23 protein-coding genes are annotated in these 24158 nt (G+C 66.6%); 13 read left to right on the top strand and 10 right to left on the bottom strand.

What is annotated here, in order from left to right:
• Positions 1 to 35: 35 nt before the first annotated feature.
• The 10 genes from IE083_RS06530 to IE083_RS06485 all read left to right on the top strand — a co-directional run bounded on the left by IE083_RS06530 (position 36) and on the right by IE083_RS06485 (position 8556).
• Positions 36 to 440, top strand: a complete 405-nt coding sequence (locus IE083_RS06530; RefSeq protein WP_189352810.1) for an ExbD/TolR family protein — start codon at positions 36 to 38, stop codon at positions 438 to 440.
• Positions 440 to 1288 carry a cell envelope integrity protein TolA gene (gene tolA, locus IE083_RS06525; protein WP_189352809.1) on the top strand — a complete coding sequence of 283 codons (849 nt, stop codon included), beginning with the start codon at positions 440 to 442 and terminating at the stop codon, positions 1286 to 1288. The genes IE083_RS06530 and tolA overlap by 1 nt, the downstream gene beginning before the upstream one ends.
• A gap of 4 nt (positions 1289 to 1292) precedes the next feature.
• Positions 1293 to 2591 (top strand): Tol-Pal system beta propeller repeat protein TolB, encoded by a 1299-nt coding sequence (gene tolB, locus IE083_RS06520; protein ID WP_229799637.1) that lies wholly within the window; start codon positions 1293 to 1295, stop codon positions 2589 to 2591.
• Positions 2592 to 2657: 66 nt separating this feature from the next.
• On the top strand, positions 2658 to 3221 hold the full coding sequence (locus tag IE083_RS06515) for an OmpA family protein (protein WP_189352808.1): 564 nt from the start codon (positions 2658 to 2660) through the stop codon (positions 3219 to 3221).
• A 60-nt stretch (positions 3222 to 3281) separates the two neighbouring features.
• Complete coding sequence (locus IE083_RS06510) at positions 3282 to 4034, top strand: YbgF trimerization domain-containing protein (RefSeq protein ID WP_189352807.1); 753 nt, start codon at positions 3282 to 3284, stop codon at positions 4032 to 4034.
• A gap of 156 nt (positions 4035 to 4190) precedes the next feature.
• Complete coding sequence (purE, locus tag IE083_RS06505; RefSeq protein WP_189352806.1) at positions 4191 to 4679, top strand: 5-(carboxyamino)imidazole ribonucleotide mutase; 489 nt, start codon at positions 4191 to 4193, stop codon at positions 4677 to 4679.
• Positions 4679 to 5809: a 5-(carboxyamino)imidazole ribonucleotide synthase gene (locus IE083_RS06500; RefSeq protein ID WP_189352805.1), complete on the top strand. Its 1131-nt coding sequence runs from the start codon at positions 4679 to 4681 to the stop codon at positions 5807 to 5809. Before purE ends, IE083_RS06500 begins: the two co-directional genes overlap by 1 nt.
• 53 nt (positions 5810 to 5862) lie before the next feature.
• A complete protein-coding gene (locus IE083_RS06495; protein WP_189352804.1) occupies positions 5863 to 6732 on the top strand; it encodes a phosphoribosylaminoimidazolesuccinocarboxamide synthase in 870 nt (289 codons plus the stop codon).
• A gap of 162 nt (positions 6733 to 6894) precedes the next feature.
• Positions 6895 to 7476 carry a GNAT family N-acetyltransferase gene (locus IE083_RS06490; protein ID WP_189352803.1) on the top strand — a complete coding sequence of 194 codons (582 nt, stop codon included), beginning with the start codon at positions 6895 to 6897 and terminating at the stop codon, positions 7474 to 7476.
• A 207-nt stretch (positions 7477 to 7683) separates the two neighbouring features.
• Positions 7684 to 8556, top strand: coding sequence for an alpha/beta hydrolase (locus IE083_RS06485; RefSeq protein WP_229799636.1), 873 nt, complete (start codon positions 7684 to 7686; stop codon positions 8554 to 8556).
• Here the strand turns inward: IE083_RS06485 and IE083_RS06480 are convergent.
• The 5 genes from IE083_RS06480 to IE083_RS06460 all read right to left on the bottom strand — a co-directional run bounded on the left by IE083_RS06480 (position 8545) and on the right by IE083_RS06460 (position 13355).
• Positions 8545 to 8928: a diacylglycerol kinase gene (locus tag IE083_RS06480; protein ID WP_189352801.1), complete on the bottom strand. Its 384-nt coding sequence runs from the start codon at positions 8926 to 8928 to the stop codon at positions 8545 to 8547. The two genes, IE083_RS06485 and IE083_RS06480, sit on opposite strands and share 12 nt — an antisense overlap.
• Entirely contained in the window at positions 8925 to 9944 is a 1020-nt protein-coding gene (locus tag IE083_RS06475) for an FAD:protein FMN transferase (RefSeq protein ID WP_229799635.1), read from the bottom strand. Before IE083_RS06475 ends, IE083_RS06480 begins: the two co-directional genes overlap by 4 nt.
• 47 nt (positions 9945 to 9991) lie before the next feature.
• Positions 9992 to 10945, bottom strand: coding sequence for a glutathione synthase (gene gshB / locus IE083_RS06470; RefSeq protein WP_189352799.1), 954 nt, complete (start codon positions 10943 to 10945; stop codon positions 9992 to 9994).
• Between the two features lie 7 nt (positions 10946 to 10952).
• Positions 10953 to 12236: a glutamate--cysteine ligase gene (gshA, locus tag IE083_RS06465; protein WP_189352798.1), complete on the bottom strand. Its 1284-nt coding sequence runs from the start codon at positions 12234 to 12236 to the stop codon at positions 10953 to 10955.
• Positions 12237 to 12410: 174 nt separating this feature from the next.
• Positions 12411 to 13355: a carbohydrate kinase family protein gene (locus IE083_RS06460; RefSeq protein WP_189352797.1), complete on the bottom strand. Its 945-nt coding sequence runs from the start codon at positions 13353 to 13355 to the stop codon at positions 12411 to 12413.
• Between the two features lie 134 nt (positions 13356 to 13489).
• Between IE083_RS06460 and IE083_RS06455 the strand changes: the two genes are divergently transcribed.
• A complete protein-coding gene (locus IE083_RS06455; RefSeq protein ID WP_229799634.1) occupies positions 13490 to 13960 on the top strand; it encodes a TlpA disulfide reductase family protein in 471 nt (156 codons plus the stop codon).
• Between the two features lie 23 nt (positions 13961 to 13983).
• On the opposite strand, the gene IE083_RS06450 is transcribed toward IE083_RS06455, so the two are convergent.
• From IE083_RS06450 to IE083_RS06435, 4 genes are all read right to left on the bottom strand, one after another.
• Positions 13984 to 17136: a bifunctional diguanylate cyclase/phosphodiesterase gene (locus tag IE083_RS06450; protein ID WP_189352795.1), complete on the bottom strand. Its 3153-nt coding sequence runs from the start codon at positions 17134 to 17136 to the stop codon at positions 13984 to 13986.
• Positions 17136 to 17960, bottom strand: coding sequence for a phosphate/phosphite/phosphonate ABC transporter substrate-binding protein (locus IE083_RS06445; RefSeq protein ID WP_189352794.1), 825 nt, complete (start codon positions 17958 to 17960; stop codon positions 17136 to 17138). Before IE083_RS06445 ends, IE083_RS06450 begins: the two co-directional genes overlap by 1 nt.
• 268 nt (positions 17961 to 18228) lie before the next feature.
• Positions 18229 to 20250 (bottom strand): NADPH-dependent 2,4-dienoyl-CoA reductase, encoded by a 2022-nt coding sequence (locus IE083_RS06440; protein ID WP_189352793.1) that lies wholly within the window; start codon positions 20248 to 20250, stop codon positions 18229 to 18231.
• 77 nt (positions 20251 to 20327) lie between these two features.
• Complete coding sequence (locus tag IE083_RS06435) at positions 20328 to 20537, bottom strand: hypothetical protein (RefSeq protein ID WP_189352792.1); 210 nt, start codon at positions 20535 to 20537, stop codon at positions 20328 to 20330.
• A gap of 8 nt (positions 20538 to 20545) precedes the next feature.
• On the opposite strand from IE083_RS06435, the gene IE083_RS06430 reads away from it, so the two are divergent.
• Together IE083_RS06430 and IE083_RS06425 are read left to right on the top strand one after the other, a co-directional pair.
• A complete protein-coding gene (locus IE083_RS06430) occupies positions 20546 to 20890 on the top strand; it encodes a zinc ribbon domain-containing protein YjdM (protein WP_189352791.1) in 345 nt (114 codons plus the stop codon).
• A gap of 54 nt (positions 20891 to 20944) precedes the next feature.
• Complete coding sequence (locus IE083_RS06425; protein ID WP_189352790.1) at positions 20945 to 21514, top strand: carbonic anhydrase; 570 nt, start codon at positions 20945 to 20947, stop codon at positions 21512 to 21514.
• A gap of 138 nt (positions 21515 to 21652) precedes the next feature.
• Here IE083_RS06425 and topA read toward each other — a convergent pair whose 3' ends face one another.
• Positions 21653 to 23947 carry a type I DNA topoisomerase gene (topA, locus tag IE083_RS06420; RefSeq protein ID WP_189352789.1) on the bottom strand — a complete coding sequence of 765 codons (2295 nt, stop codon included), beginning with the start codon at positions 23945 to 23947 and terminating at the stop codon, positions 21653 to 21655.
• Positions 23948 to 24158 lie beyond the last annotated feature (211 nt).

Here is a 24158-nt window from a genome sequence, read left to right as displayed (position 1 = left end):
GTACCGGCTGCCCCTTCTAGCCACAGGAATGTCCAATGCTGCAGCGACGCCCGCGCCGAATGATGAACCAGATGAACGTGGTGCCCTATATCGACGTGATGTTGGTGCTGCTGGTGATCTTCATGGTGACGGCGCCGATGTTCACCCCCGGTGTGATCGAGGTGCCCAGCGTCACCCGCGCGGCGCAGGTGGACAGCACGCCGCTGGAAATCAGCATCGAGGCCGACGGCCGCTACCTGCTGGGCGAGGGCGGCAAGCGCGCGCCTGCGGCCAACCTTGACGCGCTGGTGGCCGAGGTCAAGGCGCGGCTGCGCGACAACCGCCCGGTGGTGGTCACCGCGCACCGCGATCTCAAGTACAGCGAAGTGGTGAAGGTGGCCGACCGCCTGCACCAGGCCGGCATCACCCGCGTCGCGCTGACGGTACGGCAGGGCAACTGATGTCGCCGCAGACGGGCGCCATCGGTTACGGCGCGTGGGGCATGTCGTTGCTGCTGCATCTGGTGGTGCTGCTGCCGCTGTGGTGGCTGTACGCGCCGGCGCCGGTGTACACGCCGCCACCGCTGGCGGTGGAATTGTGGGCCGGCGGTGCGCCGGCGGCGCCGACCCCGGCGCCGAAAGTGCGTGCCGCCCCGCCGGCTGCGACGGTGGCGCAGGCCGCCACCCCCTTGCTGGCCGATGCCGACATCAAGCTGAAGGCCAGCCGCCCGCTGCCGCAGCACAAAGCGCCGCCTCCGGTGGCCGCGGAAAAGCCACCGTCCAGGCCCAAGCCGGCGGAAAAAGTGCCGGAGAAGGTGACGGCCAAGACCGCCAAGGCGGTGCCTGCGCCGGCCAAGACCAGCGTGCCCGCCGCCAAACCGGCCGCCAAACCCGCAGCCAAGCCGGCGCCTGCCGCGGATAAGGACCTGCTGGCGGAGCTGGACCTGCCGCCCGGCCCCGGTAACGCCAAGCAGAGTCAGCGTGGCGGCCAGGGCGGCGTCGCCGGCGGCAGCAGCCACGGCGTGGCCGATGCCAAGGCGCTGTACGCGCAGACGCTGAGCAACCGCGTGCGCCCCTACGTGGCCATCCCCGACGCGCTGAAAGGCAATCCGGAGGTGGTGCTGCAGATCGAGATCCTGCCGTCGCTGGAAGTGCGCCAGATCCGCCTGCTGCGCAGCAGCGGCAACCCGCAGTACGATGAGGCGGTGCAGGCCGCCGTGCGCGAGATGCGCCGCTTCCCGCCGCTGCCCAAGGGCGCGGCGTTTGCCGACTACCGGCGCGTGACCATGTCTTTCCGTCCTAAGGAGTAATGCCTTGTCCGCCACCGTTTCCGGCTTCTGGCCGCGCCTGTTTGCCCTGCTGCTGCTGAGCATGACCGCTGCGGCCAACCTTGCCCGCGCCGACCTCAGCGTGGAAGTGATCGGTGGCGGCAGCAACCGCTACCCGGTGGCGATCGTGCCGCTGCAGGGCGAGAGCCTGCTGCCGGAGGCGATCACCGCGACGGTGAAGAGCGATCTGGCGATGACCGGCGCCTTCAGCCTGCTGGAGGCGGGTGCCGGCGACGCGCTGGCAGCGCCGGCGCAGCTGAACGCGGCGGCGTGGCAGCAGCGCGGCGCGCGCGCCGTGGTGTACGGCAAGCTGGTCAGTCTCGGTGGTGGGCGGGTGCGGCTGACGTTCTGGGTCGACACCGTCAGCCCGCGCGAGCAGAAGCTGAGCGCGGAATTCGATCTGGCGCCGGAGCAGCTGCGCGACATGGCGCACCGCATGGCGGACATGGTGTACGAGGCGCTGCTGGGCGAGAAGAGCCTGTTCTCCAGCCGCATCGCCTACATCACCCAGAGCGGCAAGGAATACCGGCTGCAGATCGCCGACATGGACGGCCGCCGCGCGCAGACGGTGCTGCGCTCGCGCCAGCCCATCATGTCGCCGGCGTGGAGCCCGGACGGCACGCGCCTGGCCTACGTTTCCTTCGAGCAGCAAAAGCCGGTGATCTACGTGCAGGATCTGGTCAGCGGCCAGCGTCGCGTGCTGGCCAATTTCCGCGGCAGCAACTCGGCGCCGGTGTGGAGCCCGGACGGGCGGCGCCTGGCGGTGGTGCTGACCACCAGCGGCAACTCGCAGGTGTACCTGATCAATGCCGACGGCGGCGGCGTGCAGCGCTTTTCCTATAGTGACGCCATCGACACCGAGCCGGCGTTCAGCCCGGACGGGCGCCAGATCGTGTTCGTGTCCGACCGCAGCGGCAGCCCGCAGCTGTATGTGCAGGCGCTGGACGGCGGCCGTAACGCCCGCCGCGTCACCTTCGAGGGGAACTATAACGTGTCGCCGACGTTCTCTCCGGATGGGCGCCAGATCGCCTATGTCCGGCGCGAAGGCGGCCGTTTCAAGGTGATGCTGCTCGATCTGGCCAGCGGCGACAACCGCCTGATCAGCAATAGCGCCTTCGACGAATCGCCCAGCTTCGCCCCCAACGGCAAGATGGTGCTGTACGCCAGCGAGGAGGGTGGTCGCAGCGTGCTGTACGCCGCCGCCACCGCCTATCCCGGCCGCGTGCGGCTGGGCACCCTCGGCGGCCAGGTGCAGGATCCGGCCTGGGGACCATTCAATCCTTGATGCCGCGCCGGCGCTGCGTGCATCATGTTGCCAGTCTGTCCATCCCTTCCGAAACAGGAGAGCCGAATGAAGAAATCACCGTTTATCGCCGTTATCGCGGCGGCGCTGCTGGCCGCATGCGCCAGCAACCAGGCGCCGGTCGCCGGCAATGCCCCGGCCGCCACCGCGCCGAGCGCACCAAGCGTCGCCACCGTCGATGTCACCGGCAGCGAGCCGGCACTGCAGGGCGGCCGTGTCAGTGCTGCGCAACTGGCGGCGGCGGTGAAGGCGGCGCCGGACCAGCGCAGCGCGCAGGCGCTGCTCAACGGCCACAGCGTGTACTTCGACTTCGACCAGTCGGTGGTCAAGGACGACCAGCGCGGCGTGGTGGAAGGCAATGCCGCCTTCCTCAACCGCTTCAGCAGCAAGGTGCTGGTGCAGGGTAATACCGACGCCCGCGGCAGCCGCGAGTACAACCTGGCGCTGGGCCAGCGCCGTGCCGAAAGCGTGAAGCAGTCGCTGGAAGTGCTGGGCGTGAAGCCGGCACAGATCGAGGCGGTCAGCTTCGGCAAGGAAAAACCGCGCGCCGAGGGGGATAGCGAAGCGGCCCATGCCGAAAACCGCCGTGCCGACTTCGCCTACCCGCAGTAATGTGTTGACCGTCTGCGGGATGGCGCCACGCCGTCCCGCGCTGTTTTTCAGGATGCCACCATGAATTTGCCCCGCCTGTTGCCCGTTACCGCCGCCAGCCTGCTGCTGGCCGCCTGCGCCACCACCAGTGATATCGAACAGACCCGCCGCGAACTGGATGCCGCCAAACAGCAGACCAGCGCGCGCCTGAGCGAGGTCGAGGCGCGGCTGTCCAACGAGCGGCTGCTGGACCTGGTCAAGGAAGTGGCCTCCCTGCGCAGCGAAATGGCGGCACTGCGCGGCCAGAACGAGATGCTGCAGCACCAGCAGGGCGAAGTGCTGAAGCGGCAGAACGACCTGTACACCGATCTCGACCTGCGCCTGGGCAAGCTGGAGCAGGCGGCCAGCAGCCCGGCGGCGAGCGAGGCGGAGTCCGGCGCCAGCCCGGCGGCGCCGCTGGTCAGCCCGGCGCAGGACGCGCTGAACAAGGCGCTGGCGACGCTGCGCAACCGCGACTTCGCCCGCGCGGTGCCGGAGCTGAAGGCGGTGATGGACAAGTTCCCGGCCAACAGCGAGGCGCAGGAAGCCAGCTACTGGCTGGGCGTGGCGCACACCTACCTCAAGCAGTACGACGCCGCCATCGACATCCACCGCCGCTTTGCCGAGCAGTCTCCGGCGCATGTGCGGGCGCCGGAGGCGCTGCGACTGATGGCGGAAAACCAGATCGAGCTGCAGCAGAAGGACCAGGCCAGGGTTACCCTGCGCAAGCTGATCAAGCTGTACCCGAACAGCGCGGCGGCGACCAAGGCGCGCGAGCGGCTGGCAAAACTGTAACGCGGCGGCCTGCCGGCATGCCGAAAACGTCAAAAGCGGCCGCCGGCCGCTTTTTTTTATGGCAACGGTGCGGGCATGGGCTGCAAGTCAGCTCGGCAAGCCCTTGCCGAATCAGGTAAAATCGTGCTTTCCCCTCCCTAGATGGAACCCACCTCCATGATCGAAGTTGGCATCGTGATGGGTAGCAACAGCGACTGGGAAGTCATGCAGAACGCCGCGCGCGTGCTGAAGGACTTCGGTGTCGCGTTCGAAACCCGCGTCGTTTCCGCGCACCGCACCCCTGACCTGCTGTTCCAGTACGCCGAACAAGCCGAAGCGCGTGGTCTTACGGCCATCATCGCCGGCGCCGGCGGTGCCGCGCACCTGCCGGGCATGCTGGCCGCCAAGACCCACGTGCCGGTGCTGGGCGTGCCGGTACCGTCCAAATACCTGCGCGGCGAGGATTCGCTGCTGTCCATCGTGCAGATGCCCAAGGGCATTCCGGTGGCTACCTTCGCCATCGGCGAAGCCGGCGCCGCCAACGCCGCACTGTTCGCGGTGGCGATGCTGGCTAACGGCAATCCGCAGCTGGCCGAGCAGCTGAAGGCCTTCCGCAAGCAACAGGAACAGGCCGTGCTGGCGATGACGCTGCCGGAGGTGGAGTGATGCGAGCCATCCTGCCCCCGGCGATGCTGGGCATCCTCGGTGGCGGCCAACTGGGCCGCATGTTCGTCACCGCCGCCAAGCGCATGGGCTACCGCGTCACCGTGCTGGACCCGGACGCCAACGCGCCGGCCGCCGACTTTGCCGACGTGCACCTCATCGCGCCGTTCAATGACGCCGCCGCGCTGCAAACGTTGGCCGCAAGCTGTGCCGCGGTGACCACCGAATTCGAGAACGTCAACGCCGACGCCATGCGCCAGCTGGCGAAGAGCACCCGCGTGTCGCCGTCCGGCGATTGCGTGGCCATCGCCCAGGACCGCATCGCCGAGAAGGGCTGGGTGGGCAAGGCCGGCCTGCCGACCGCGCCGTATCTGGCCATCGAAAGCGTCGCCGACATCCAGGTCGAGCTGGCGCCCTACCTGCCGGGGATCCTCAAGACCGCGCGTCTCGGTTACGACGGCAAGGGCCAGGTGCGGGTCAGGACCGCCGACGAAGCCCGCGCCGCCTACGCCGACCTCGGCGGCCAGGCCTGCGTGCTGGAAAAGATGCTGGACCTGAAGCTGGAAGTGTCCGCCATCGTCACCCGCGTGAGCAGCGCGCAGGTAGCGGTGTTCCCGGTGGCCGAGAACATCCACAAGCACGGCATCCTCGACGAATCCATCGTGCCGGCGCGCATCAGCCCGACCCTGGCCGCACAGGCACAGGATTACGCGGTAAAACTGGCCGAAGCGCTGGACTACGTCGGCGTGCTGGCGGTGGAATTCTTCGTGCTCGCCGACGACAGCCTGGTGGTCAACGAGATCGCACCGCGGCCGCACAACTCCGGCCACTACACCATCGACGCCTGCGTCACCGACCAGTACCAGCAGCAGGTGCGCGCCATGTGCGGACTGTTGCCGGGCAAGACCGGGCTGCTGTCGCCGGTGGTGATGGTCAACTTGCTGGGCGACGCGTGGCCGGACGCCGGCGGCGAGCCGCTGTGGGACGTGCTGATGGAAGCACCGAACGCCCACCTGCACCTGTACGGCAAGAAACAGGCGCGTGCCGGTCGCAAGATGGGGCACTTCACCGTGCTCGCGGCCAACGTTGACGACGCGCTGGAGCAGGCGCGTGCGCTGAAGGATACCCTGTAAGAATCCAGGCGACGCCCACAAGGCGTCGCCGTTTGCATTGTGAAGGAAGTCTCATGACCCAACTGACCAGCCTGAAGAAAATCTACTCCGGCAAGGTGCGCGATCTGTACGAGATCGACGACAAGCGCATGCTGATGATCGCCTCCGACCGCCTGTCGGCGTTCGACGTGATCCTGGACGACCCGATCCCGGGCAAGGGCCAGATACTCACCGCCATCTCCAACTTCTGGTTCGAGACGCTGAAGGACGTGGTGCCCAACCACCTCACCGGCGACAAGCCGGAAGACGTGGTATCGGCGGAAGACCTGCCGCTGGTGGCCGGTCGTGGCGTGGTGGCCCGCCGCCTGAAGCCGGTGATGATCGAAGCCGTGGTACGTGGCTACCTGGCCGGTTCCGGCTGGAAGGAATACCAGAAGTCCGGCACCGTGTGCGGCATCGCGCTGCCGGCCGGGCTGAAGGAATCCGGCAAGCTGCCTGAGCCGATTTTCACGCCGTCGACCAAGGCGGCGGTGGGCGATCACGACGAGAACATCACCTTCGCGCAGTGCGAGGCCATCGTCGGCGCCGAGCTGGCGGCCAAGGTGCGCGACACCGCCATCCTGCTGTACCAGACCGCGTCCGAATTCGCGGCCCGCCGCGGCATCATCATCTGCGACACCAAGTTCGAGTTCGGCCTCGACGAAGACGGCACCCTGACGCTGATGGACGAGGCGCTGACGCCGGATTCCAGCCGCTTCTGGCCGGCCGACAGCTATGCCGAAGGCAGCAATCCGCCGTCCTTCGACAAGCAGTTCGTGCGCGACTGGCTGGAAGCCTCCGGCTGGAACAAGCAGGCGCCGGCCCCGGCCGTGCCGCTGGAGGTGCGCGAGAAGACCGCCGCCAAGTACCGCGAAGCGCTGGAAAAACTGACCGGCCAAGCCTGAGCCTGACCGCTTGCCGCCAAACGCCCGTACCCCGGTACGGGCGTTTGTCCATGTCGTCTGCGCCACGGATGCGGGGCGGCGCCGGCAATGGCATACTGACGCACTTTCGGCGGCCTGCGGCCAACCTTGTTCCCCATTCCTTGCGTTTTCCGGAGTACTGACATGCCAACCACCCAGCCATCGCTCAGCACCGCGCGTCTGCACCTGTTGCCGGCGGAAAGTGCGTGGGCGCGTGCCATGCTGGATTACCAGGTGCGCAACCGCGAGCACTTCGCACCCTGGGACCCGACCCCGGGCGGGATGTTCTACACCGAGCTGTTCTGGGCGATGCGCATGCGCCAGCGCGAGATGGACTGGAAGGATAGCCGCGGCGCGCTGTTCCTGGTGATGCCGGAGAAGGAAGCCGGCCGCGTGATCGGCACCGTCAGCCTGTCCAATATCAACCGCGGCGTGTTCCAGGGCTGCCACCTGGGCTACAACATCGACCACGCGCACCAGGGCCAGGGCCTGATGCGCGAGGCGGTGGAGGCGGTGATCGCCTTTGCCTTCGGCACGCTGAAGCTGCACCGGGTGCAGGCCAACTACCAGCCGGAGAACGAGCGCAGTGCCGCGCTCCTGAAGCGGCTGGGCTTCCAGATCGAGGGCCACGCCCGCGACTACCTGTTCCTCAACGGCGCCTGGCGCGACCACGTGCTGACCTCGCTGATCAACCGCAATTACGACCACACCCCGCTACAGGCCTGAGCCGCGACATTGCGGCCGCACTGGCTGCGGATGCCGACACGATGGCATAGTAGGTATGGTCCGGCCGCATGGCGCGGGTGACGGGCAAGGATGCGGCCAACCCTGGCCATTTTCCTTGCCGGCCCGTACGCCGGATGTTTCCTATTTGCAGGGGGTGCGATGAAGCCTTTTCAGCTGACAGCCAGCGATGGCCACGTAATCCATGGCATGTCATGGCCGACGCAGCAGGCGCCGCGCGGCGTGCTGGTGATTGCCCACGGCATGAGCGAGCACGCCGAGCGTTACGACGTGCTGGCCGGGCGGCTGGCCGCCGCCGGCTACCAGGTCTACGCCCACAACCATCGCGGTCATGGCCGCGAGGCGCCGCTGCCGGGCTGGTTCGCCGCGCGCGACGGCTGGGCGCTGGTGGTCGACGACCTGCGCGAGGTGGTCGATCATGCTGCGGCGGCGCATCCGCAGACGCCGCTGGTGCTGTACGGCCACAGCATGGGCAGCTTCGTGGTGCGCGCCTTTTTCCTGCGCTACGGCCAGCGCCTGTCCGGCATGGTGCTGTCCGCCACCGGCTATCGCCAGCGCCTGCTGGCCCGGCTGATGCGCGGCGTGGCAAGGTTGGCCGCAAGGCTGGGCGGCGCTGCCAGTCCCAGCCGGCTGATGACGGCGCTGGTATTCGGCAGCTTCAATCTCGGCTTCATGCCGACGCGCACCACGCTGGACTGGCTGTCGCGCGATGCGGCGCAGGTGGATGCCTATATCGCCGATCCGCTGTGCGGCCAGTTTCCGACGCCGCAGCTGTGGATCGACCTGTTCGGCGGCATCATCGCGCTGGAGCAGGGCGAGGCCGCCGCGCGCGGCCTGCACGATTGCCCGGTGTGGCTGCAGGCCGGCAGCCGCGATCCGGTCAGCCTCGGCAAGTTCGGCCTCGGCCAGCTGGCGCGGCGCTACCGCAAGGCCGGGCTGCACGACGTGACGGTGACGGTGTATCCCGGCGCCCGCCACGAGATGCACCACGAGACCAACCGCACCGAGTTTGAGGCCGACCTGCTGGCCTGGCTTAACCGCGTCTGCCGTTCAGCCAAATAGCACCAGCCCCCACACCAGCAGCAGGTTGACGAGGCCGAGCAGCTGCGCCGCGCTGCCCATGTCCTTGGCGCGCTTGGCCAGCGGGTGGCGTTCCAGCGAGGTGTGGTCCACCGCCGCCTCGATCGCAGAATTGAGCAGCTCGATGATCAGCGTGGCGATGGAGCTGGCCACCAGCAGCGCGCGCGCCGGCGCGCTGGCGTCGACCACGAACAGCGCCAGCGGTACCAGCAGCAGCGCCAGCAGCGATAGCTGGCGGAAGGCGTCCTCGTGGCGGAAGGCGGCGCGCAGGCCGTCCAGCGAGTAGCCGAAGGCGTTCAGCAGGCGGCGTACGCCGGTCTTGCCCTTGAACGGGCTTTCTTGATGCGGTGTCATCCGTTTCCTGTTTCGGTAATGCTGTCCGGCGCCACGCGCCAGTGCAGCCGGACAGCCAGCACGGGGTTCAGCCACGCGCGGCCCTGCCCGTCGATCAGCAGCCAGCCGGCCACGCCCAGCGCGCGCGCATGGCGTGCGGCCAACCCCGGCCCGTCCAGATACAGCGGTTTGCTGGCGACGTCGGAGCGCAGCCCGGCGTCGCTTGCCGGCGCGATCAGCACCGTCGCCGACTGCAACTTGCAGTCGCTGTTGCCGTCGCGCGGGTCGATCAGGTGGCAGTGGCGGCGGCCGTCGCGCAGCACATAGCGCTGGTAGTCGCCGGAGGTGCCGATCGCCTCGCCGTCGTGCAGCGGCAGCGTCGCCATCGCCTCGTTGCGGCGCGGGTGGCGGATACCGACCTGCCACGGCGTGCCGTCGGCTTTCTGCCCCAGCGCCATGATATTGCCGCCAATATTAAGCAAGGCTGAACGGATGCCGGCGGCCTGCAATTGTCGCCGCGCGCGATCCAGCGCCCAGCCCTTGGCCATGCCGCCGACGTCGACCTGCACCGTAGTCTTGTCGCTGCGTACCTCGCCGTCGGCGCCGATGGTGAGGTCGCGCAGCCGCGGCCGGTTCGCCACCAGCGCCTGCAGCGCCGTCATGTCCACGGCGGTGCTCGCCGGCGTGTCCTGGTGAAAGCCCCACAGCGCCACCAGCCGGCCGATCGCCGGCGAGAACAGCCCGTCGCTGCGCGCCTCCAGCGCCTGTCCGCTGCGCAGCAGTGCCAGCAGCTCCGGTGACGGCCGGTAGGGCTGGCCACTGGCGAGGGCGCGGTTCAGGCGGCCGGCGTCGCTGTCCGGCTGCCACGGGTGCAGCAGCCGGTGCAGGCGGTCCAGCTCGGCCAGCACCGCAGCGGCGGCCTGCTGTGCCTGCTGCGGCGTGGCGGCATTGAGCTTCAGTTCGACGCGGGTGCCGAACACGTAGCTTTCCTGCTGCCACGGCGCTGGCGGCTCGCTGCAGGCGGCAAGGCCGGACATGACAAGGGCGGCCAGCGCCGCCCTTGTACTGCAAAAGGTTGGCCGCATCAGCGCCGTACCGCTACAGCGCGCTCCAGCGCATCGATGAACAGGCCGGCGGCGTCGATATCGCTGTGGTTCATGATTTCACGGAAACATGTCGGGCTGGTGACGTTGACCTCGGTCAGGTAGTTGCCGATCACGTCCAGCCCGGCCAGCAGGATGCCGCGCCGTTTCAGCTCCGGCGCCAGCCCTTCCGCGATCTCGCGGTCGCGCGCGCTCAGCGGCCGCACTTCGCCGCGGCCGCCGGCGGCGAGGTTGCCGCGGTTGTCGCCGCCCTGCGGGATGCGCGCCAGGCAGTAGTCGACCGGCACGCCGTCGATCACCAGGATGCGCTTGTCGCCGTCGCGGATTTCCGGGATGTAGCGCTGCGCCATGATGGTGCGCTGGCCCTGTTCGGACAGGGTTTCGATGATCACGTTCAGGTTCGGATCATCCGGGCGCGCGCGGAAGATGCTGCTGCCGCCCATGCCGTCCAGCGGCTTGAGGATGGCATCGTGGTGCTGGCGCACGAAGGCCAGCAGCCGCGACGGCTGCGAGGTGACCAGCGTCGGCGCGGTGAATTCGGCGAAGTTGAGGATGGCCAGCTTCTCGTTGAAATCGCGCAGTGCCTGGCCCTTGTTGAACACGCGTGCGCCGTCGGCCTCGGCCAGCGTCAGCAGCTGGGTGGCGTACAGGTATTCCAGGTCGAACGGCGGGTCCTTGCGCATCACCACCGCGCTGAACGCGTTCAGCGGCAGGCGCTGGCCGTCGCTGGCGCGGAACCAGTCCTTGCCGTCCTTGCCGGTGAGGCTGACGCTGACGGTGTCGGCCAGGATGCGGCCGCCCTCGATGGCGATGTCGCGCGCCTCGCAGAAGTAGATCGCGTGCTGGCGTGCCGCCGCCGCCTCCATCATCGCGAAGGTGCTGTCTTTCTTGATCTTGAAGCCGGCCAGCGGGTCGGCAATGAACAGGATTTTCATACGGGCCTCACTCGGCGTCGGGGTCGGTGTCTTCCAGCTCCAGCGCGGCGGCCAGCATCGCCAGCCGTGCGATCACGCCGTAGGCGTAGAAGCGGTTGGGGGCGTCATTCGGCGCCGCCTTGTGGTCTGGCAGGCAGTGCTGTTCGAACGACAGCGGCACGAACTGCATGCCGGGGGCGTTGAGGTTTTCGTCGATACCGCGCCCGGTGTGCACGCGGTAGAAGCCGCCGATCACGTAGCGGTCCATCATGTACACCACCGGCTCGGCGACGCCGTCGTTGACGCATTCGAAGGTGTACACCCCTTCCTGCACGATGACTTCGGATACTTCCAGCCCTTCCTTCACCACCGCCATCTTGTTGCGCGCCTTGCGGTTGAGGCCGCGGACCTCGTCGCCGCTCTTCACGCTCATGATACCCATGCCGTAGGTGCCGGCGTCGGCCTTCACGATCACGTAGGGCTCGTGGCTGATGCCGTACTCGCGGTACTTGACGCGGATTTTTTCCAGCATCTGTTCCACCAGCTCGGCCAGCGTGTCCTCGCCCTGGCGCGACTGGAAGTCGAGGCCCTTGGCGGCGAAGAAGTAGGGGTTGATCAGCCACGGGTCGATCGACAGCATCTGCGCGAAGTCGGCGACCACCTTGTCGTAGGCGGCAAAGTGCTTGGTCTTGCGCCGCACCGCCCAGCCGGCGTGCAGCGGTGGCAGCAGGTTCTGTTCGATGTTCTTCAGGATGTCGGGCAGGCCGGCGGAGAGGTCGTTGTTGAGCAGCACGATGCAGGGACTGAAGCCGTCGGCCAGCACCACGCGGTTGCCGCGCCGCTGCAGCGGCTCGACGGTGATGATGTCGCCACCCGCGGCGGTCAGCTGCGTCGGTGCGGTGATTTCCGGGTTCAACGAGCCCAGGCGCACCTTCAGTCCGGCCTGCTCGAAGATGTGTACAAGGCTGGCCACGTTCTGCAGGTAGTAGCTGTTGCGGGTGTGGTTTTCCGGGATCAGCAGGATGCTCTTCGCCTCGGGGCAGGCGCGTTCCACCGCGCTCTGCGCCGCCTGCACCGCCAGCGGCAGGAAGTCCGGATTCAGGTTGTTGAAACCGCCGGGAAAGAGGTTCATGTCCACCGGCGCCAGCTTGAAACCGCTGTTGCGCAGGTCCACCGAGCCGTAGAACGGGGCGGCATGATTGTTCCACTGCTTGCGGAACCAGTGTTCGATGTGCGGCTGTGCCGCCAGGATGCGGCTCTCCAGTTCCAGTAACGGTCCGGTGAGTGCCGTGGTCAGGTGCGGTACAGTCATGAATCCCCCTCTTGCCCGTCAATCGAATGAGTGTCAGTTTAACTGCAGGATGGTGGGGTCGTGGTATGCCTTATTCAAGTCGCAACGGCAACAGGCCGGCAAATGTCGCGGTCTGCGACAGTTGCCGGCCTGTGTGCGTACTGATGCTGGCCGCGGCTGTTTAGTGCTGGCGGCTTACAGCGGCCACGGTTCGTCATAGGCCTGCTGGTACAGCGCGCGCAGTTTTTCCCAGTCGAAAAAGTGGTTCTGCGGGCCGTGGCTGGTGACCTTGATCGCGCCGATGACGTTGGCGAGGCGGCCGGTGGTTTTCCAGTCCAGCCCCTGCTTGATGCCGTACAGCAGGCCGGCGCGGAAGGCGTCGCCGCAGCCCATCGGGTCCAGCGGCTTGATCGGCATCTGCACCCGCGGAATCAGGTGGATGGTGTCGTCGGCGTAGATCTCGGCGCCCTTGGAGCCGCGGGTGACGATCAGCGCCTCGACCTTGCCGGCCAGCACCTCCACCGGCAGCCCGGCGCGTTCGCGCATCAGCTCGCTCTCGTAGTCGTTGATCGCCACATAGCTGGCCAGCTCCACGATCTCGTTCAGCTCGTCGCGCGACAACAGCGGCAGCTCCTGGCCGGGGTCGAAGATGAAGGGGATGCCGGCCGCGTGCAGCTCACGGGTGTGCTGCAGGAAGGCGGCGTGGCCGCCAGGCGATACAATCGCCACCTCGATGCGCTGTGGCACGTCGGCGATGTGGTTGACGGTGGCGTGGTCCATCGCACCGGGATGGAAGGCCATCAGCTGGTTGCCGTCCCTGTCGGCGATACCGAAGCACTGCGAGGTGTACTGGCCGCGGATGGTGCGGATGAAGCGGTCATCGACGCCGGCGCGTTTCAGGTGCTGGCGGTAGGGCTCGAAGTCCTCGCCCACCGCGCCCATCACCAGCGGCGTCTCGCCGAGCAGGCACAGGCTGTAGGCGATGTTGCCGGCCGGGCCGCCGAACTCGCGACGCATGGTCGGCACCTTGAAGGTGGTCGAGATCTTGTGCAGCTGATCGGGCAGAATATGGTTGTCGAAGCGGTCTTCGAAATGGAACAGCGTATCGTAGGCAAGCGCCCCGCAGACGAGAATGGACATGGCTCGCGCGTAAACTGATGAGGAATCGACCATTCTAGCACGAAGCGGTGGCCGTATCGCAGTGAACTGTGGCGTCTGGCGGCGATCTAACGCCATCTGACGCATTGCTCCGGAATAAACTGATGTTAAAAAACATGCTTTCATGTCGCCTGCTGGCCGGCCTGTTGCTGACGCCGCTGTCTGCCCTGGCCGGGAGCCTGCTGGACGGCGCGGTGCTGACCGGGCTGAACGGCAAGCCGGCCGTGTTTGCCCGCTACCAGGGCAAGACCACGGTGGTGAATTTCTGGGCCACCTGGTGTGCGCCGTGCCGCAAGGAAATGCCGCTCTTGTCGGCGCTGGCGCCAAGGTTGGCCGCACGCCAGGTGCGCTTCGTCGGCATCGCGCTGGACCAGCCGGGCGCGGTGACGGCGTACCTGAAGCAGCTGCCGGTCAGCTATCCGGTGCTGATGAGCGACGGCGAGGGCATCGCACTGATGCGCGCGCTGGGCAACCGCAGCGGCGGGCTGCCGTTTACCGTGGTACTGGACGAGCAGGGCCGGCCGCTGACGCGTGTTGCCGGGCTGCTGAGCGAGGCGGAGCTGATGAAGGCACTGCCGCTGCGCTGATGGCGTTGCGGCCAACCTTCCACTCAGGATAACGCCTCGGCGGCGCTCCTTGCCGCCGCGGCGGTGGCTGGCACATCCAGCAGCCGGCGTACCTGCTGCTGCAATTCGTCGCGCAGTTGCTGCAGCTGCGTTACGGTGTGTTCATCGGCGTCCGGCAATTCGAACTGGTGCCAGGTCAGTACCCGCTCGTTGAGGGTGTACAGCTGCTGGTGCAGCTGGCCGATGCGGTGATACAGCGGGTGCTGGCCGAAGTAGGCGCTGCCGGCACCGTGGTACCAGTTGTCGAAATCGCGGTAGCCGTTGCCGTGCTCCTGCTGCGGCAGCAGCTCGCGCGATTCGTGCCGTAGCCAGCCGATCAGGCGGTTGCTGGCCTGGCGGTGCGCCAGCTCCAGGTTGAACAGCCGGGTGTCGTCACCGGTCCAGCGCCGCTTGCTGGCCAGCTGCCAGGCGGCGGCGCCACGCCATTGCTGTGCCCAGCCCGGCAGCGCGTCTGCCGGCATCGGGCGCGCGATGCCGAAGCCCTGTGCATGATCGCAGCCGATGTGCAAGAGCAGGCTGCCATGCTCGATGCTTTCCACGCCTTCGGCCACTACCGAGCGGCAGAACGCCTCCGACAGGCCGATGATGCCCTGCACGATGGCGAGGTCGTCGCCATCCTCGTGCATGTCGCGGATGAAGGACTGGTCGATCTTCAGCTTGCCGGCTGGCAGTCGCTTCAGGTACAGCAGCGAGGAGTAGCCGGTGCCGAAGTCGTCGAGCGAGAACTCTACTCCCAGCTCGCGGCAGGTGGTCATCAGTGCGCCGACGCGGGTAATGTCCTTCAGCGCGGTGCTTTCCAGCACCTCGATTTCCAGCATCCCGGCCGGCAGTGCCGGGTATTCTGCCAGCAGCGCCGCCAGCCGTTCGGCAAAATCATCCTGCTGCAGGTGATGGGCCGAGATGTTGACGCTGACCGGCAGCGTCATGCCTTGTGCCTGCCAGGCCTGCATCTGCGCCAGCGCACTGCGGATCACCCATTCGCCGAGCGCGATGTCCAGCGCGCTGCCCTCGGCATCGGCGAGGAAGTGGGCCGGGGTCAGCAGCCCCCGTTCCGGGTGCTGCCAGCGCATCAGCGCCTCGGCGCCGACCACGCTGCCGTCGCGCATATTGACCTTGGGTTGGTAGAACAGGCACAGCTCGCCGTGCCGCAGTGCCTGCGCCAGCCGTTCCAGCCCTTCCTGGCGGGAGCGGCTCTGGCGGTCGTGCTCGGCATCGAAGATCTGGTAGCCGTTGCGGCCCTTTTCCTTGGCCTGGTACATCGCCTGGTCGGCATGGCGCAGCAGGGTGTCCGGGTCCTGCTCGTCCTGCGGATAGAGCGTGACACCGATGCTGGCCGAGATCTTGATGTGGATGTCGCCCAGCAGCACCGGCAGGGCGACGGTGTCCAGTATCCGTTGCAGATTGTGGTGGCAGGTCTGCAGGTCGGGCAGGCCGGACAGCAACAGCACGAATTCGTCGCCGCCCAGCCGCGCCAGGGTATCGCCACCCTGCAGCGTGTGCTGCAGCCGCTCGGAAACCTGCACCAGCAGGCGGTCGCCGATTTCGTGGCCATGGTGGTCGTTGACTGCCTTGAAACCGTCCAGATCCATGAAGCAGATCGCCAGCCAGTGGCCACTGTGCCGGGCCTGGGCGATGGCCATTTTCATGCGGTCGGCCAGCAGCACGCGATTGGGCAGCTGGGTGAGCGGGTCGTGGTGCGCCATCTGCGACAGACGGTTTTCCTGCGCCTTCATTACCGTGATGTCGGCGAACACCGCAATGTAGTGGCGCACATTGCCGGAGTGGTCGTGGATCACCGATACCGACAGCAGCAGCGGCGCCACCTCGCCGTCCTTGCGCCGGTTCCAGATCTCGCCCTGCCAGTGGCCGCTGCTTTGCAGCTTGTCGCGCATGGCGAGGTAGAACACCGAGTCGTGGCGTGCCGACTGCAGCTTGCGCGGGGTGTGGCCGATCAACTCGTCGCGTTCGTAGCCGGTGATGCTGCAGCAGGCGCGGTTGACATCCAGCAGCCGGCCGCGGGCATCGGCAATGATGATGCCGTCGTGGGAATGCTTGAATACGCCGGCCAGCAGCCGCAGCCGCTCTTCGGCACGGGTCTGCTCGGTGATGTCGTTCCAGGCGCCGATGATGCCGGCGATGTCGCCATAGTCGTCGTAGAACACGTCCTTGGTCAGGATCACCTCGCGGCGCTGCTGGCGCGGGGTGACGATGCTGGCCTGGTAGTCGAGGTGTGGCTGGCCGGCGAGCAGCTCGGCGTCATGCAGGCAGTGCACCGCGGCGATGTCGGCCGGCCACAGCTCGGCCGGGGTCTTGCCGCGGATGTCGATGCGGCTGTAGCCGGTGACGCGGGTGAAGGCGGCGTTGCAGCCGAGGAAGCGTCCCTGCACGTCCTTGTAGAACATCGGGATCGGAATTGCCATCAGCAGCATGTCGGCAAAACGCTGGCCCTTGGCCCAGTGCTCGTCGGCGGATTGCACCGCCGCCGCCATGCGGTTGAAGGCGGCGCCGAGGCGGCCGATTTCGTCGTGTTCGCTTTCCGGCGCCCGTGTCAGCAGCTGGCCCTGCCCCAGCGATTCGGCGGCGAGGGTGAGGCATTGCAGCCGCCGGCTCAGCCACAGCGTGACCCAGATCATCCAGCCGGTGGCGAGGATGATGCCGGCGACGATCAGCGGCCCGGTGCGTTGCGCCAGGCCGTACAGCATCTGGCTGGATTCGCTCTGGCGCAGGCCGGCCTGGACCTGGCCCTGGCTTATTTGCAGGCGGATGTCGAGTATGTCGTCGTCGCTGTCCGGCAGCGAGCGGTCCGGCTGCGGCTGCAAACCGTCGGCAAGGCCGGCGCGGGCCAGCTCCTTGCCGCTGGAATCGCGGATGATCAGGTAGGCGATGTCGCCGCCATGGCTCAGTTCACCGGCGATTTCCTGCAGCGTGCTGAAGTCGCGCTCCAGCAGCGGCGCGATCAATGCCGCCTGCAGCTCGCTGTGCAGGCTGCGGCTGCGCAGCTGAGCCTGCTCTACCGCCATGTCCTGCAGCACGCGTGCACTTTGCCAGGCGATGCCGGCAAAGACCAGCAGCTGGATCAGCAGCAGCACCGGGATGATGGCCCATTTCAGCGAACGGGGGCGCAGCGGCAGACGCATTATTGCAGCAGTCCTTTCAGGTCGCGGACGTAAGGATCCAGTACGCGCATGTCCTGCTCGCTGACCGGGCGCAGGCCGCCGTGATTGAGATCGCGGCTGAAGGCACGCCCCTGTGGCGTGTCGTTGGCAAAGGCCAGCAGCCGTTGCTGCAACTGCGCCAGCCGTGCGCTGCCAAGACGCTTGTGGCCAAGATACAGCAGCGGCGTGGTGTGTGGCAGCCGCGCCAGGATACGGATCTTGCTGCCGGTATCGCCGCCCAGCTGGTGCAGCGCGCTGACCGAGACGATGGCGGCGGCCGATTCTCCGCCCAGCAGCGCCGCCAGCGAATTGGCATGGCTGCCGGTCGGATGGATGACGAGGTGCTGGCCGGGGATAAAGCCGGCCTGGGTCAGGTAGCGCTGTGCCGCCAGGGTCAGGTTGGCGAGGCGGTCGCTGGTCGATACCGTCTGGCCGCGCAGCTGTGCCAGCTCGCGGATGCCGTTACGGCGGGTCACCAGCAGCGGTTCCAGGTCGGCCAGTGGCCGTGCCAGCGGCTGGTAATCCTGCTCCTGCTGCGCCAGGCGGCCGAAGTAGGGTGAGGTGGCGATGATGTCGTAGCGGCCCTGGCGTGTGCGTTCGAGGAAAAAACCGTAGTCGGCGGCGCTTTCCAGCGTCACCGGCTGCTGCAGGCTGCGTTCCAGTCCGGCGCGTAATGGCTCGTACAGTGTGGCCAGCTTGCGGGCCGACATATAGGGCACCACACCCAGCACCAGTGCGGGTGCGGCGTGCGCGCTTGCCAGCAGGCACAGCCACAACAGGGCGGCAGTCAGTAGTTTGTTGGCCATCCATCCACTCTCATCAGTATTGCCCCGCCATGATGCCGGGCAGTACGGCCATCATGACGGGGCAATTATTGTGCCTTGATCACCGCGATCATGATGAAGCAAATATGCAGCAGGCGCAAAAGACGGGAGCTGATCTGGCGCAAGCGAAGTACAAAATCCGCCCTGTCTGCGGGATGGCTCGGAGCGGTGGCGCCGGCCCGGGCCCTGCGGCCAACCTTGCGCAAGGTTGGCCGCAAGCGCCCGGTGGCGGGCCGTGGCGGGCGTGTCGTCAGATACGGGCGGCCAGTTGCGCGCCCTGGTCGATGGCGCGTTTGGCATCCAGTTCCGCCGCCACGTCGGCACCGCCGATCAGGTGCACCGGCTTGCCGGCGGTCTGCAAGGGCTGCTGCAGCTCGCGCAGCGGCTCCTGCCCGGCGCACAGGATGATGTTGTCCACCGCCAGCAGCTGCGTCTCGCCCTTGATGGTGACGTGCAGGCCGGCGTCGTCAATGCGCTCGTAGCTGACGCCGGCGATCATCTGCACCCGCTTCATCAGCAGGCTGCTGCGGTGAATCCAGCCGGTGGTCTTGCCCAGGCCCTCGCCCACCTTGCTGCTCTTGCGTTGCAGCAGATAGACCTGGCGCGGGCTGGGGTGCGGCTGCGGGCCGCTGGCCGCCAGACCGCCGGCGGTGGCGATATCCATGTCCACACCCCACTCGCGCATGAAGGCGGCCACGTCCAGCGACGGCGACTTGCCCTCGTGGGCCAGGAACTCGGCGGTATCGAAGCCGATGCCGCCGGCACCGATGATCGCCACCGTGCGGCCAACCTTGGCGCCGTGTTTCAGCACATCCAGATAAGTCAGCACCTTGGGGTGGTCGATGCCCGGAATGTCCGGTGTGCGCGGCGCGATGCCGGTGGCGAGGATCACCTCGTCAAAGCCGGTCAGATCGGCGGCCGCCACGCGGGTATTCAGCCGCAGCTGCACGCCGGTGCTGTCGATGCGGCGCGCGAAGTAGCGTAGCGTCTCGTGGAACTCCTCCTTGCCCGGAATGCGCTTGGCGACATTGAACTGGCCGCCGATCTCGCCGGCAGCATCGAACAGCGTTACCGTATGGCCGCGCCCGGCGGCGAGGGTGGCGAACGCCAGCCCGGCCGGGCCGGCGCCGACTACCGCCAGTTTCTTCGGCGTGGCTACCGGCTGGTAGTTGAGTTCCGTCTCGCGGCAGGCGCGCGGGTTGACCAGGCAGCTGGTGAGCTTGCCCTGGAAGATGTGGTCCAGGCAGGCCTGGTTGCAGCCGATACAGGTATTGATCTCGTCGGCGCGGCCTGCGGCGGCCTTGTTCACGAACTCGGCGTCGGCCAGGAACGGGCGCGCCATGGACACCATGTCGGCACAGCCATCGGCGAGGATGTCTTCCGCGACCTCGGGGGTGTTGATGCGGTTGGTGGTGATCAGCGGAATGCCCACCTTGCCCATCAGTTTCCTGGTCACCCAGGCGAAGCCGCCGCGCGGCACGCTGGTGGCGATGGTGGGCACCCGCGCCTCGTGCCAGCCGATGCCGGTGTTGATGATGCTGGCGCCGGCTTTTTCCACTTCCTGCGCCAGGGCCACCACTTCGTCGAAATTGCTGCCGTCCTGCACCAGGTCCAGCATCGACAGGCGATAGATGATGATGAACTCGCGGCCAACCGCGGCGCGCACCGCGCGCAGCACTTCCAGCGCGAAGCGGATGCGGTTTTCAAAACTGCCGCCCCAGCGGTCGCTGCGCTTGTTGGTGTGGCGGGCGATGAACTGGTTGATCAGGTAGCCTTCCGAGCCCATCACCTCCACGCCGTCGTAGCCGGCCTGCTGTGCCAGTTTCGCGCAGCGGGCGAAATCGGCGATGGTGCGCTGGATATCGTCTTCCGACATCTCGCGCGGGCGGTAGAAGTTGATCGGCGCGCAGATCGGCGATGCCGATACCAGTTGCTCCTGGAAGCTGTAACGGCCGGTGTGCAGGATCTGCATCGCGATCTTGCCGCCGGCGGCGTGCACCGCGTCGGTGACGATGCGGTGCTGCGGCACCTCGTGCTCGTCTGCCAGCATGGAGGCACCTTCGGCCACGCGGCCTTCCTCATTCGGCCCCACACCGCCGGTGACGATCAGGCCCACCCCGCCACGCGCGCGCTCGGCGTAGAACGCCGCCATCTTCTCGAAGCCTTGCGGTGCCTCTTCCAGCCCGGTATGCATCGAGCCCATCAGCACACGGTTTTTCAGGGTGGTGAAGCCCAGATCCAGTGGTGCCAGCAGATGCGGGTATGCGGTCATGATGTTCGTCCTCGTGTTGGTTGTGGCGTTGCGGCCAACGTTGGCTGCAAGGCAAGTTGTTGATTATTGGTAGTGTGTCAGCCTTGCTGGCGAAGATACTTACTGATCAGTAAGTTGTCAAACCTGCCATCTGCCGCCGGTGCGGAACGCTCCGGCCAGGGCCGGGGGCAGGGCCGTGTCTTCTGCTGGCGAAAACGGTGGTGGCTGGCGGATAATACGGCTTCGTCAAACTGCACCGCTTGCACCTCATGGTCGCCGGTGCACATGCCATATTTCAGAATATTCAAGGTAACGCATGACTAATTTGCCCAAATGCCCGCAGTGCAGCTCGGAATTCACCTACCAGGACGGCAGCCAGCTGGTCTGTCCCGAGTGCGCCCATGAATGGTCTGCCGATGCCGCGGCAACGGAAGAGGCCGAACCGCAGCGCGTGGTGCGCGATGCCAACGGCAACGTGCTGCAGGACGGCGACAGCGTCACCGTGATCAAGGACCTGAAGGTCAAGGGTTCATCGCTGGTGGTCAAGGTCGGCACCAAGGTGAAGAGCATCCGCCTGGTCGACGGCGATCACGATATCGACTGCAAGATCGACGGCATTGGCGCGATGCAGCTGAAGTCGGAATTCGTCAAGAAAGCCTGAGCCGCCGTTCAGCAACCGTGATGGCAGGGCAAAACACGCAAGGGAGGAAACCTGATGTGCCAATTGCAACAGTGGCCGGTGGCTGACTGCCACGGCAGTGCGGTGCGGCCGATCGGCCGGCGCCAGTTCGTGAAACTGGCCGCCATGGGCGGCGCCGCGGCGCTGCTGGGCAGCTTCTTGCCGCGCACCGCGCACGCTGCCGGCGGCACCGAGGCCTTGCTGCTGTCGTGCATGGACTACCGGCTGGTCGACGACACCGAGCGCTTCATGGCCGGCAAGGGCATGAGGGAGAAATACGACCACATCGTGCTGGCCGGCGCCTCGCTCGGCGCGCTCACCAGCAAGTTTCCGGCGTGGAATGCCGCGTTCTGGGAGCACCTCGACGTCGCCATCAGCCTGCATCACATCAAGAGGGTGATGGTGCTGGATCATCGCGATTGCGGCGCCTACAAGGTGGTGCTGGGCGAGGACTTCGGCAAGATGCCGGAGCAGGAAACCCGCGTCCACGCCGAGACGCTGATGGCGCTGCGCAAGGCGATCCTGCAAAAGCACCCGCAGTTGCAGGTGGAGAGCTACCTGATGGCGCTGGATGGCAGGGTGGAGCAGATCGTGCCCCGCGCCTGAGCCTGCCGCGCTTCCCGTCACCGCCGCCCGGCCCTGCCTTGCGGTGGTTTTTCGTTGCGGCCAACGTTGGCCGCAAGCGCGACGGACCATAAAAAACGCCGCTGGGTGTCAGCGGCGTTGTGGCAGGGCAGGAGGGGATCAGGCTTCTTCCTTGCCTTCCGGCGGCGCGATCTGTTCGGCGTAGCCGCATTCCTTCTGTGGGCACACCTTCTCGGTGCCGCGGCGCTTGGTGGTCTTGATGGTCAGGATCGGCCAGTGGCACTGCGGGCACGGCTCGGCCAGCGGCGGATTCCAGGTGGCGTACTTGCACTTCGGGTAGGTGTTGCAGCTGTAGAACAGCTTGCCGTAGCGGCTCTTGCGCTCGATCAGGCTGCCGGTCTTGCATTCCGGGCACTGCACGCCGGTGTCGCGCGGTTTTTCCAGCGGCTCGATGTGCTTGCACTTCGGGTAGTTGGCGCAGCCGATGAACTTGCCGTAGCGGCCCTTCTTGATGTGCAGCTCGCCGCCGCAGTCCGGGCAGGTGCGGTCTTCGATGATGGTCGGTGCCTCCGCCTCGGCGGCGGCCTGTTCCGCGGTTTCACCGACGTTGCGGGTGTAGTCGCAGTCCGGGTAGCCGGTACAGGCGATGAAACGGCCGCGCTTGCCGAACTTGATCGACAGCGGTTTGCTGCATTTCGGGCAGGCTTCGTCCAGGCTCTCGGTGGTGACTTCGGCGCGGCTGATGCCTTCCTTCTCGGTCAGCTGCTTGGAGAACCCCTTCCAGAAACTGTCCATCACCGGCACCCACTGCCGCGTGCCGCTGGCAATCTCATCGAGCTGGTTTTCCAGCTTGGCGGTGAAATTGTAGTCGACGTACTGGGCGAAGTGCTCGGTCAGGAACTTGTTGACGATGTCGCCGGTGTCGGTCGGGTAGAAGCGCTTCTTGTCCAGGATCACGTACTCGCGATCCTTCAGCGTCGAGATGATGCTGGCGTAGGTGGACGGGCGGCCGATGCCGAATTCTTCCAGCGATTTCACCAGCGAGGCTTCGGAGAAGCGCGGTGGCGGCTGGGTGAAGTGCTGCTCGCCGTAGAGCTTGTCCACCGGCAGCGCGTCGCCTTCGTTCAGCAGCGGCAGCTTGGCGTTTTCCTCGTCCTCGGCGTCGTCCACGTCTTCCTCGTACACCGACAGGAAGCCGGCGAACACCAGTACCTGGCCGCTGGCGCGGAAGATGCCGTCGCCGACGCTGATGTCGACGCTGGTGGTGTCGAACTTGGCCGGGGCCATCTGGCAGGCCAGCGTCCGTTTCCAGATCATGTCGTAGAGCTTGAACTGGTCGGAGGTCAGGAATGGCTTCATCGCCTCCGGCGTGCGCAGGATGGAGGTTGGCCGCACCGCCTCGTGCGCCTCTTGCGCGTTCTTGGACTTGTTCTTGTACGCCACCGGGTTCTTCGGCAGGTGCTCCGCATCGAAGCGCTCGCCGATGTAGCCGCGGATTTCCTCGACCGCCTCGCCCGCCAGCGCCACCGAGTCGGTACGCATATAGGTGATCAGGCCGACGGTGCCCTGGCCGATGTCCACGCCTTCGTACAGCTGCTGCGCGGTACGCATCGCGCGGTCGGTGGTCATGCCCAGCTTGCGCACCGCCTCCTGCTGCAGCGTCGAGGTGGTGAACGGCGCGGCCGGGCTGCGCGATTTCTTTTTCTTCTCGATGCTGGTGACCACCGCGTCGTGGCCCTGCAGCCGGGCCAGCACGCCGGCCTGTTCCGCTTCGTTCGGCAGCGCGAACTGGTCGAGCCGGGTACCGGCCAGCGTGGTCAGCTTGGCGCTGAACTTGGTGCGACCCTTGTGGCTGTCCAGGTGCACCGACCAGTATTCCTGTTCGACGAAGGCCTTGATCTCGTTCTCGCGTTCGCAGATCAGGCGCAGCGCCGGGCTTTGCACGCGGCCGGCGGACAGGCCGCGGCGGATTTTCTTCCACAGCAGCGGCGACAGGTTGAAGCCGACCAGGTAATCCAGCGCGCGGCGCGCCTGCTGCGCGTCGACCAGGTCCTGCGCGATGGCGCGCGGGTTGGCGATGGCGTCCAGCACCGCGTTCTTGGTGATCTCGTGGAACACCACGCGCTGCGCGGTCTTGTCCTTGAGCAGTTTTTTCTTGTTGAGGATTTCCACTAGGTGCCAGGAAATGGCCTCGCCTTCGCGGTCCGGGTCAGTTGCCAGATAGACATGGTCCACCTCGGCCACTGCCTTGACGATGGCATCAACGTGCTTGCTGTTGCGCGCCACGACCTGGTATTTCATCGCGAAGTCTTTTTCCGGATCGACGGCGCCGTTCTTCGGCACCAGGTCGCGGACGTGACCGTAGGAGGCGAGGACTTCGAAGTCCGGACCCAGGTATTTTTTCAGCGTTTTCGCCTTGGACGGCGATTCGACAATCAGCAGGTTTGAGGGCATAACGGTCTGTTTTCGGTAGTGCGCCGGGGGGCACGACAATATTGTGTATTCATCAAACAAAACAAGAGCGCAAGGTTTGCGCTCTTGATCGGGCGTTTTTCCGCTGCGGCCAACCTTTGAGGTCCGCAGCCGGGGCTTAGAACCTGTTCGCGATCTGCTGCGCTTCGGCAATACTGCGTTGAAAACGGCTTCGGAATGCTCATTTACTACT

Source organism: Vogesella fluminis (assembly GCF_014652335.1).
In the GTDB taxonomy this organism is placed as follows: Bacteria; Pseudomonadota; Gammaproteobacteria; order Burkholderiales; family Chromobacteriaceae; genus Vogesella; species Vogesella fluminis.
This window is presented reverse-complemented; position numbering and strand designations above follow the sequence as displayed.

What these genes read in the sequence shown, in the direction of transcription:
- IE083_RS06530 (WP_189352810.1), top strand. Translation starts at nt 36, where the DNA reads ATGCTGCAGCGACGCCCGCGCCGAATGATGAACCAGATGAACGTGGTG.
- tolA (WP_189352809.1), top strand. Translation starts at nt 440, where the DNA reads ATGTCGCCGCAGACGGGCGCCATCGGTTACGGCGCGTGGGGCATGTCG.
- IE083_RS06515 (WP_189352808.1), top strand. Translation starts at nt 2,658, where the DNA reads ATGAAGAAATCACCGTTTATCGCCGTTATCGCGGCGGCGCTGCTGGCC.
- IE083_RS06510 (WP_189352807.1), top strand. Translation starts at nt 3,282, where the DNA reads ATGAATTTGCCCCGCCTGTTGCCCGTTACCGCCGCCAGCCTGCTGCTG.
- purE (WP_189352806.1), top strand. Translation starts at nt 4,191, where the DNA reads ATGATCGAAGTTGGCATCGTGATGGGTAGCAACAGCGACTGGGAAGTC.
- IE083_RS06500 (WP_189352805.1), top strand. Translation starts at nt 4,679, where the DNA reads ATGCGAGCCATCCTGCCCCCGGCGATGCTGGGCATCCTCGGTGGCGGC.
- IE083_RS06495 (WP_189352804.1), top strand. Translation starts at nt 5,863, where the DNA reads ATGACCCAACTGACCAGCCTGAAGAAAATCTACTCCGGCAAGGTGCGC.
- IE083_RS06490 (WP_189352803.1), top strand. Translation starts at nt 6,895, where the DNA reads ATGCCAACCACCCAGCCATCGCTCAGCACCGCGCGTCTGCACCTGTTG.
- IE083_RS06485 (WP_229799636.1), top strand. Translation starts at nt 7,684, where the DNA reads ATGTCATGGCCGACGCAGCAGGCGCCGCGCGGCGTGCTGGTGATTGCC.
- IE083_RS06480 (WP_189352801.1), bottom strand. Translation starts at nt 8,928, where the DNA reads ATGACACCGCATCAAGAAAGCCCGTTCAAGGGCAAGACCGGCGTACGC.
- IE083_RS06475 (WP_229799635.1), bottom strand. Translation starts at nt 9,944, where the DNA reads ATGTCCGGCCTTGCCGCCTGCAGCGAGCCGCCAGCGCCGTGGCAGCAG.
- gshB (WP_189352799.1), bottom strand. Translation starts at nt 10,945, where the DNA reads ATGAAAATCCTGTTCATTGCCGACCCGCTGGCCGGCTTCAAGATCAAG.
- gshA (WP_189352798.1), bottom strand. Translation starts at nt 12,236, where the DNA reads ATGACTGTACCGCACCTGACCACGGCACTCACCGGACCGTTACTGGAA.
- IE083_RS06460 (WP_189352797.1), bottom strand. Translation starts at nt 13,355, where the DNA reads ATGTCCATTCTCGTCTGCGGGGCGCTTGCCTACGATACGCTGTTCCAT.
- IE083_RS06455 (WP_229799634.1), top strand. Translation starts at nt 13,490, where the DNA reads ATGCTTTCATGTCGCCTGCTGGCCGGCCTGTTGCTGACGCCGCTGTCT.
- IE083_RS06450 (WP_189352795.1), bottom strand. Translation starts at nt 17,136, where the DNA reads ATGCGTCTGCCGCTGCGCCCCCGTTCGCTGAAATGGGCCATCATCCCG.
- IE083_RS06445 (WP_189352794.1), bottom strand. Translation starts at nt 17,960, where the DNA reads ATGGCCAACAAACTACTGACTGCCGCCCTGTTGTGGCTGTGCCTGCTG.
- IE083_RS06440 (WP_189352793.1), bottom strand. Translation starts at nt 20,250, where the DNA reads ATGACCGCATACCCGCATCTGCTGGCACCACTGGATCTGGGCTTCACC.
- IE083_RS06430 (WP_189352791.1), top strand. Translation starts at nt 20,546, where the DNA reads ATGACTAATTTGCCCAAATGCCCGCAGTGCAGCTCGGAATTCACCTAC.
- IE083_RS06425 (WP_189352790.1), top strand. Translation starts at nt 20,945, where the DNA reads ATGTGCCAATTGCAACAGTGGCCGGTGGCTGACTGCCACGGCAGTGCG.
- topA (WP_189352789.1), bottom strand. Translation starts at nt 23,947, where the DNA reads ATGCCCTCAAACCTGCTGATTGTCGAATCGCCGTCCAAGGCGAAAACG.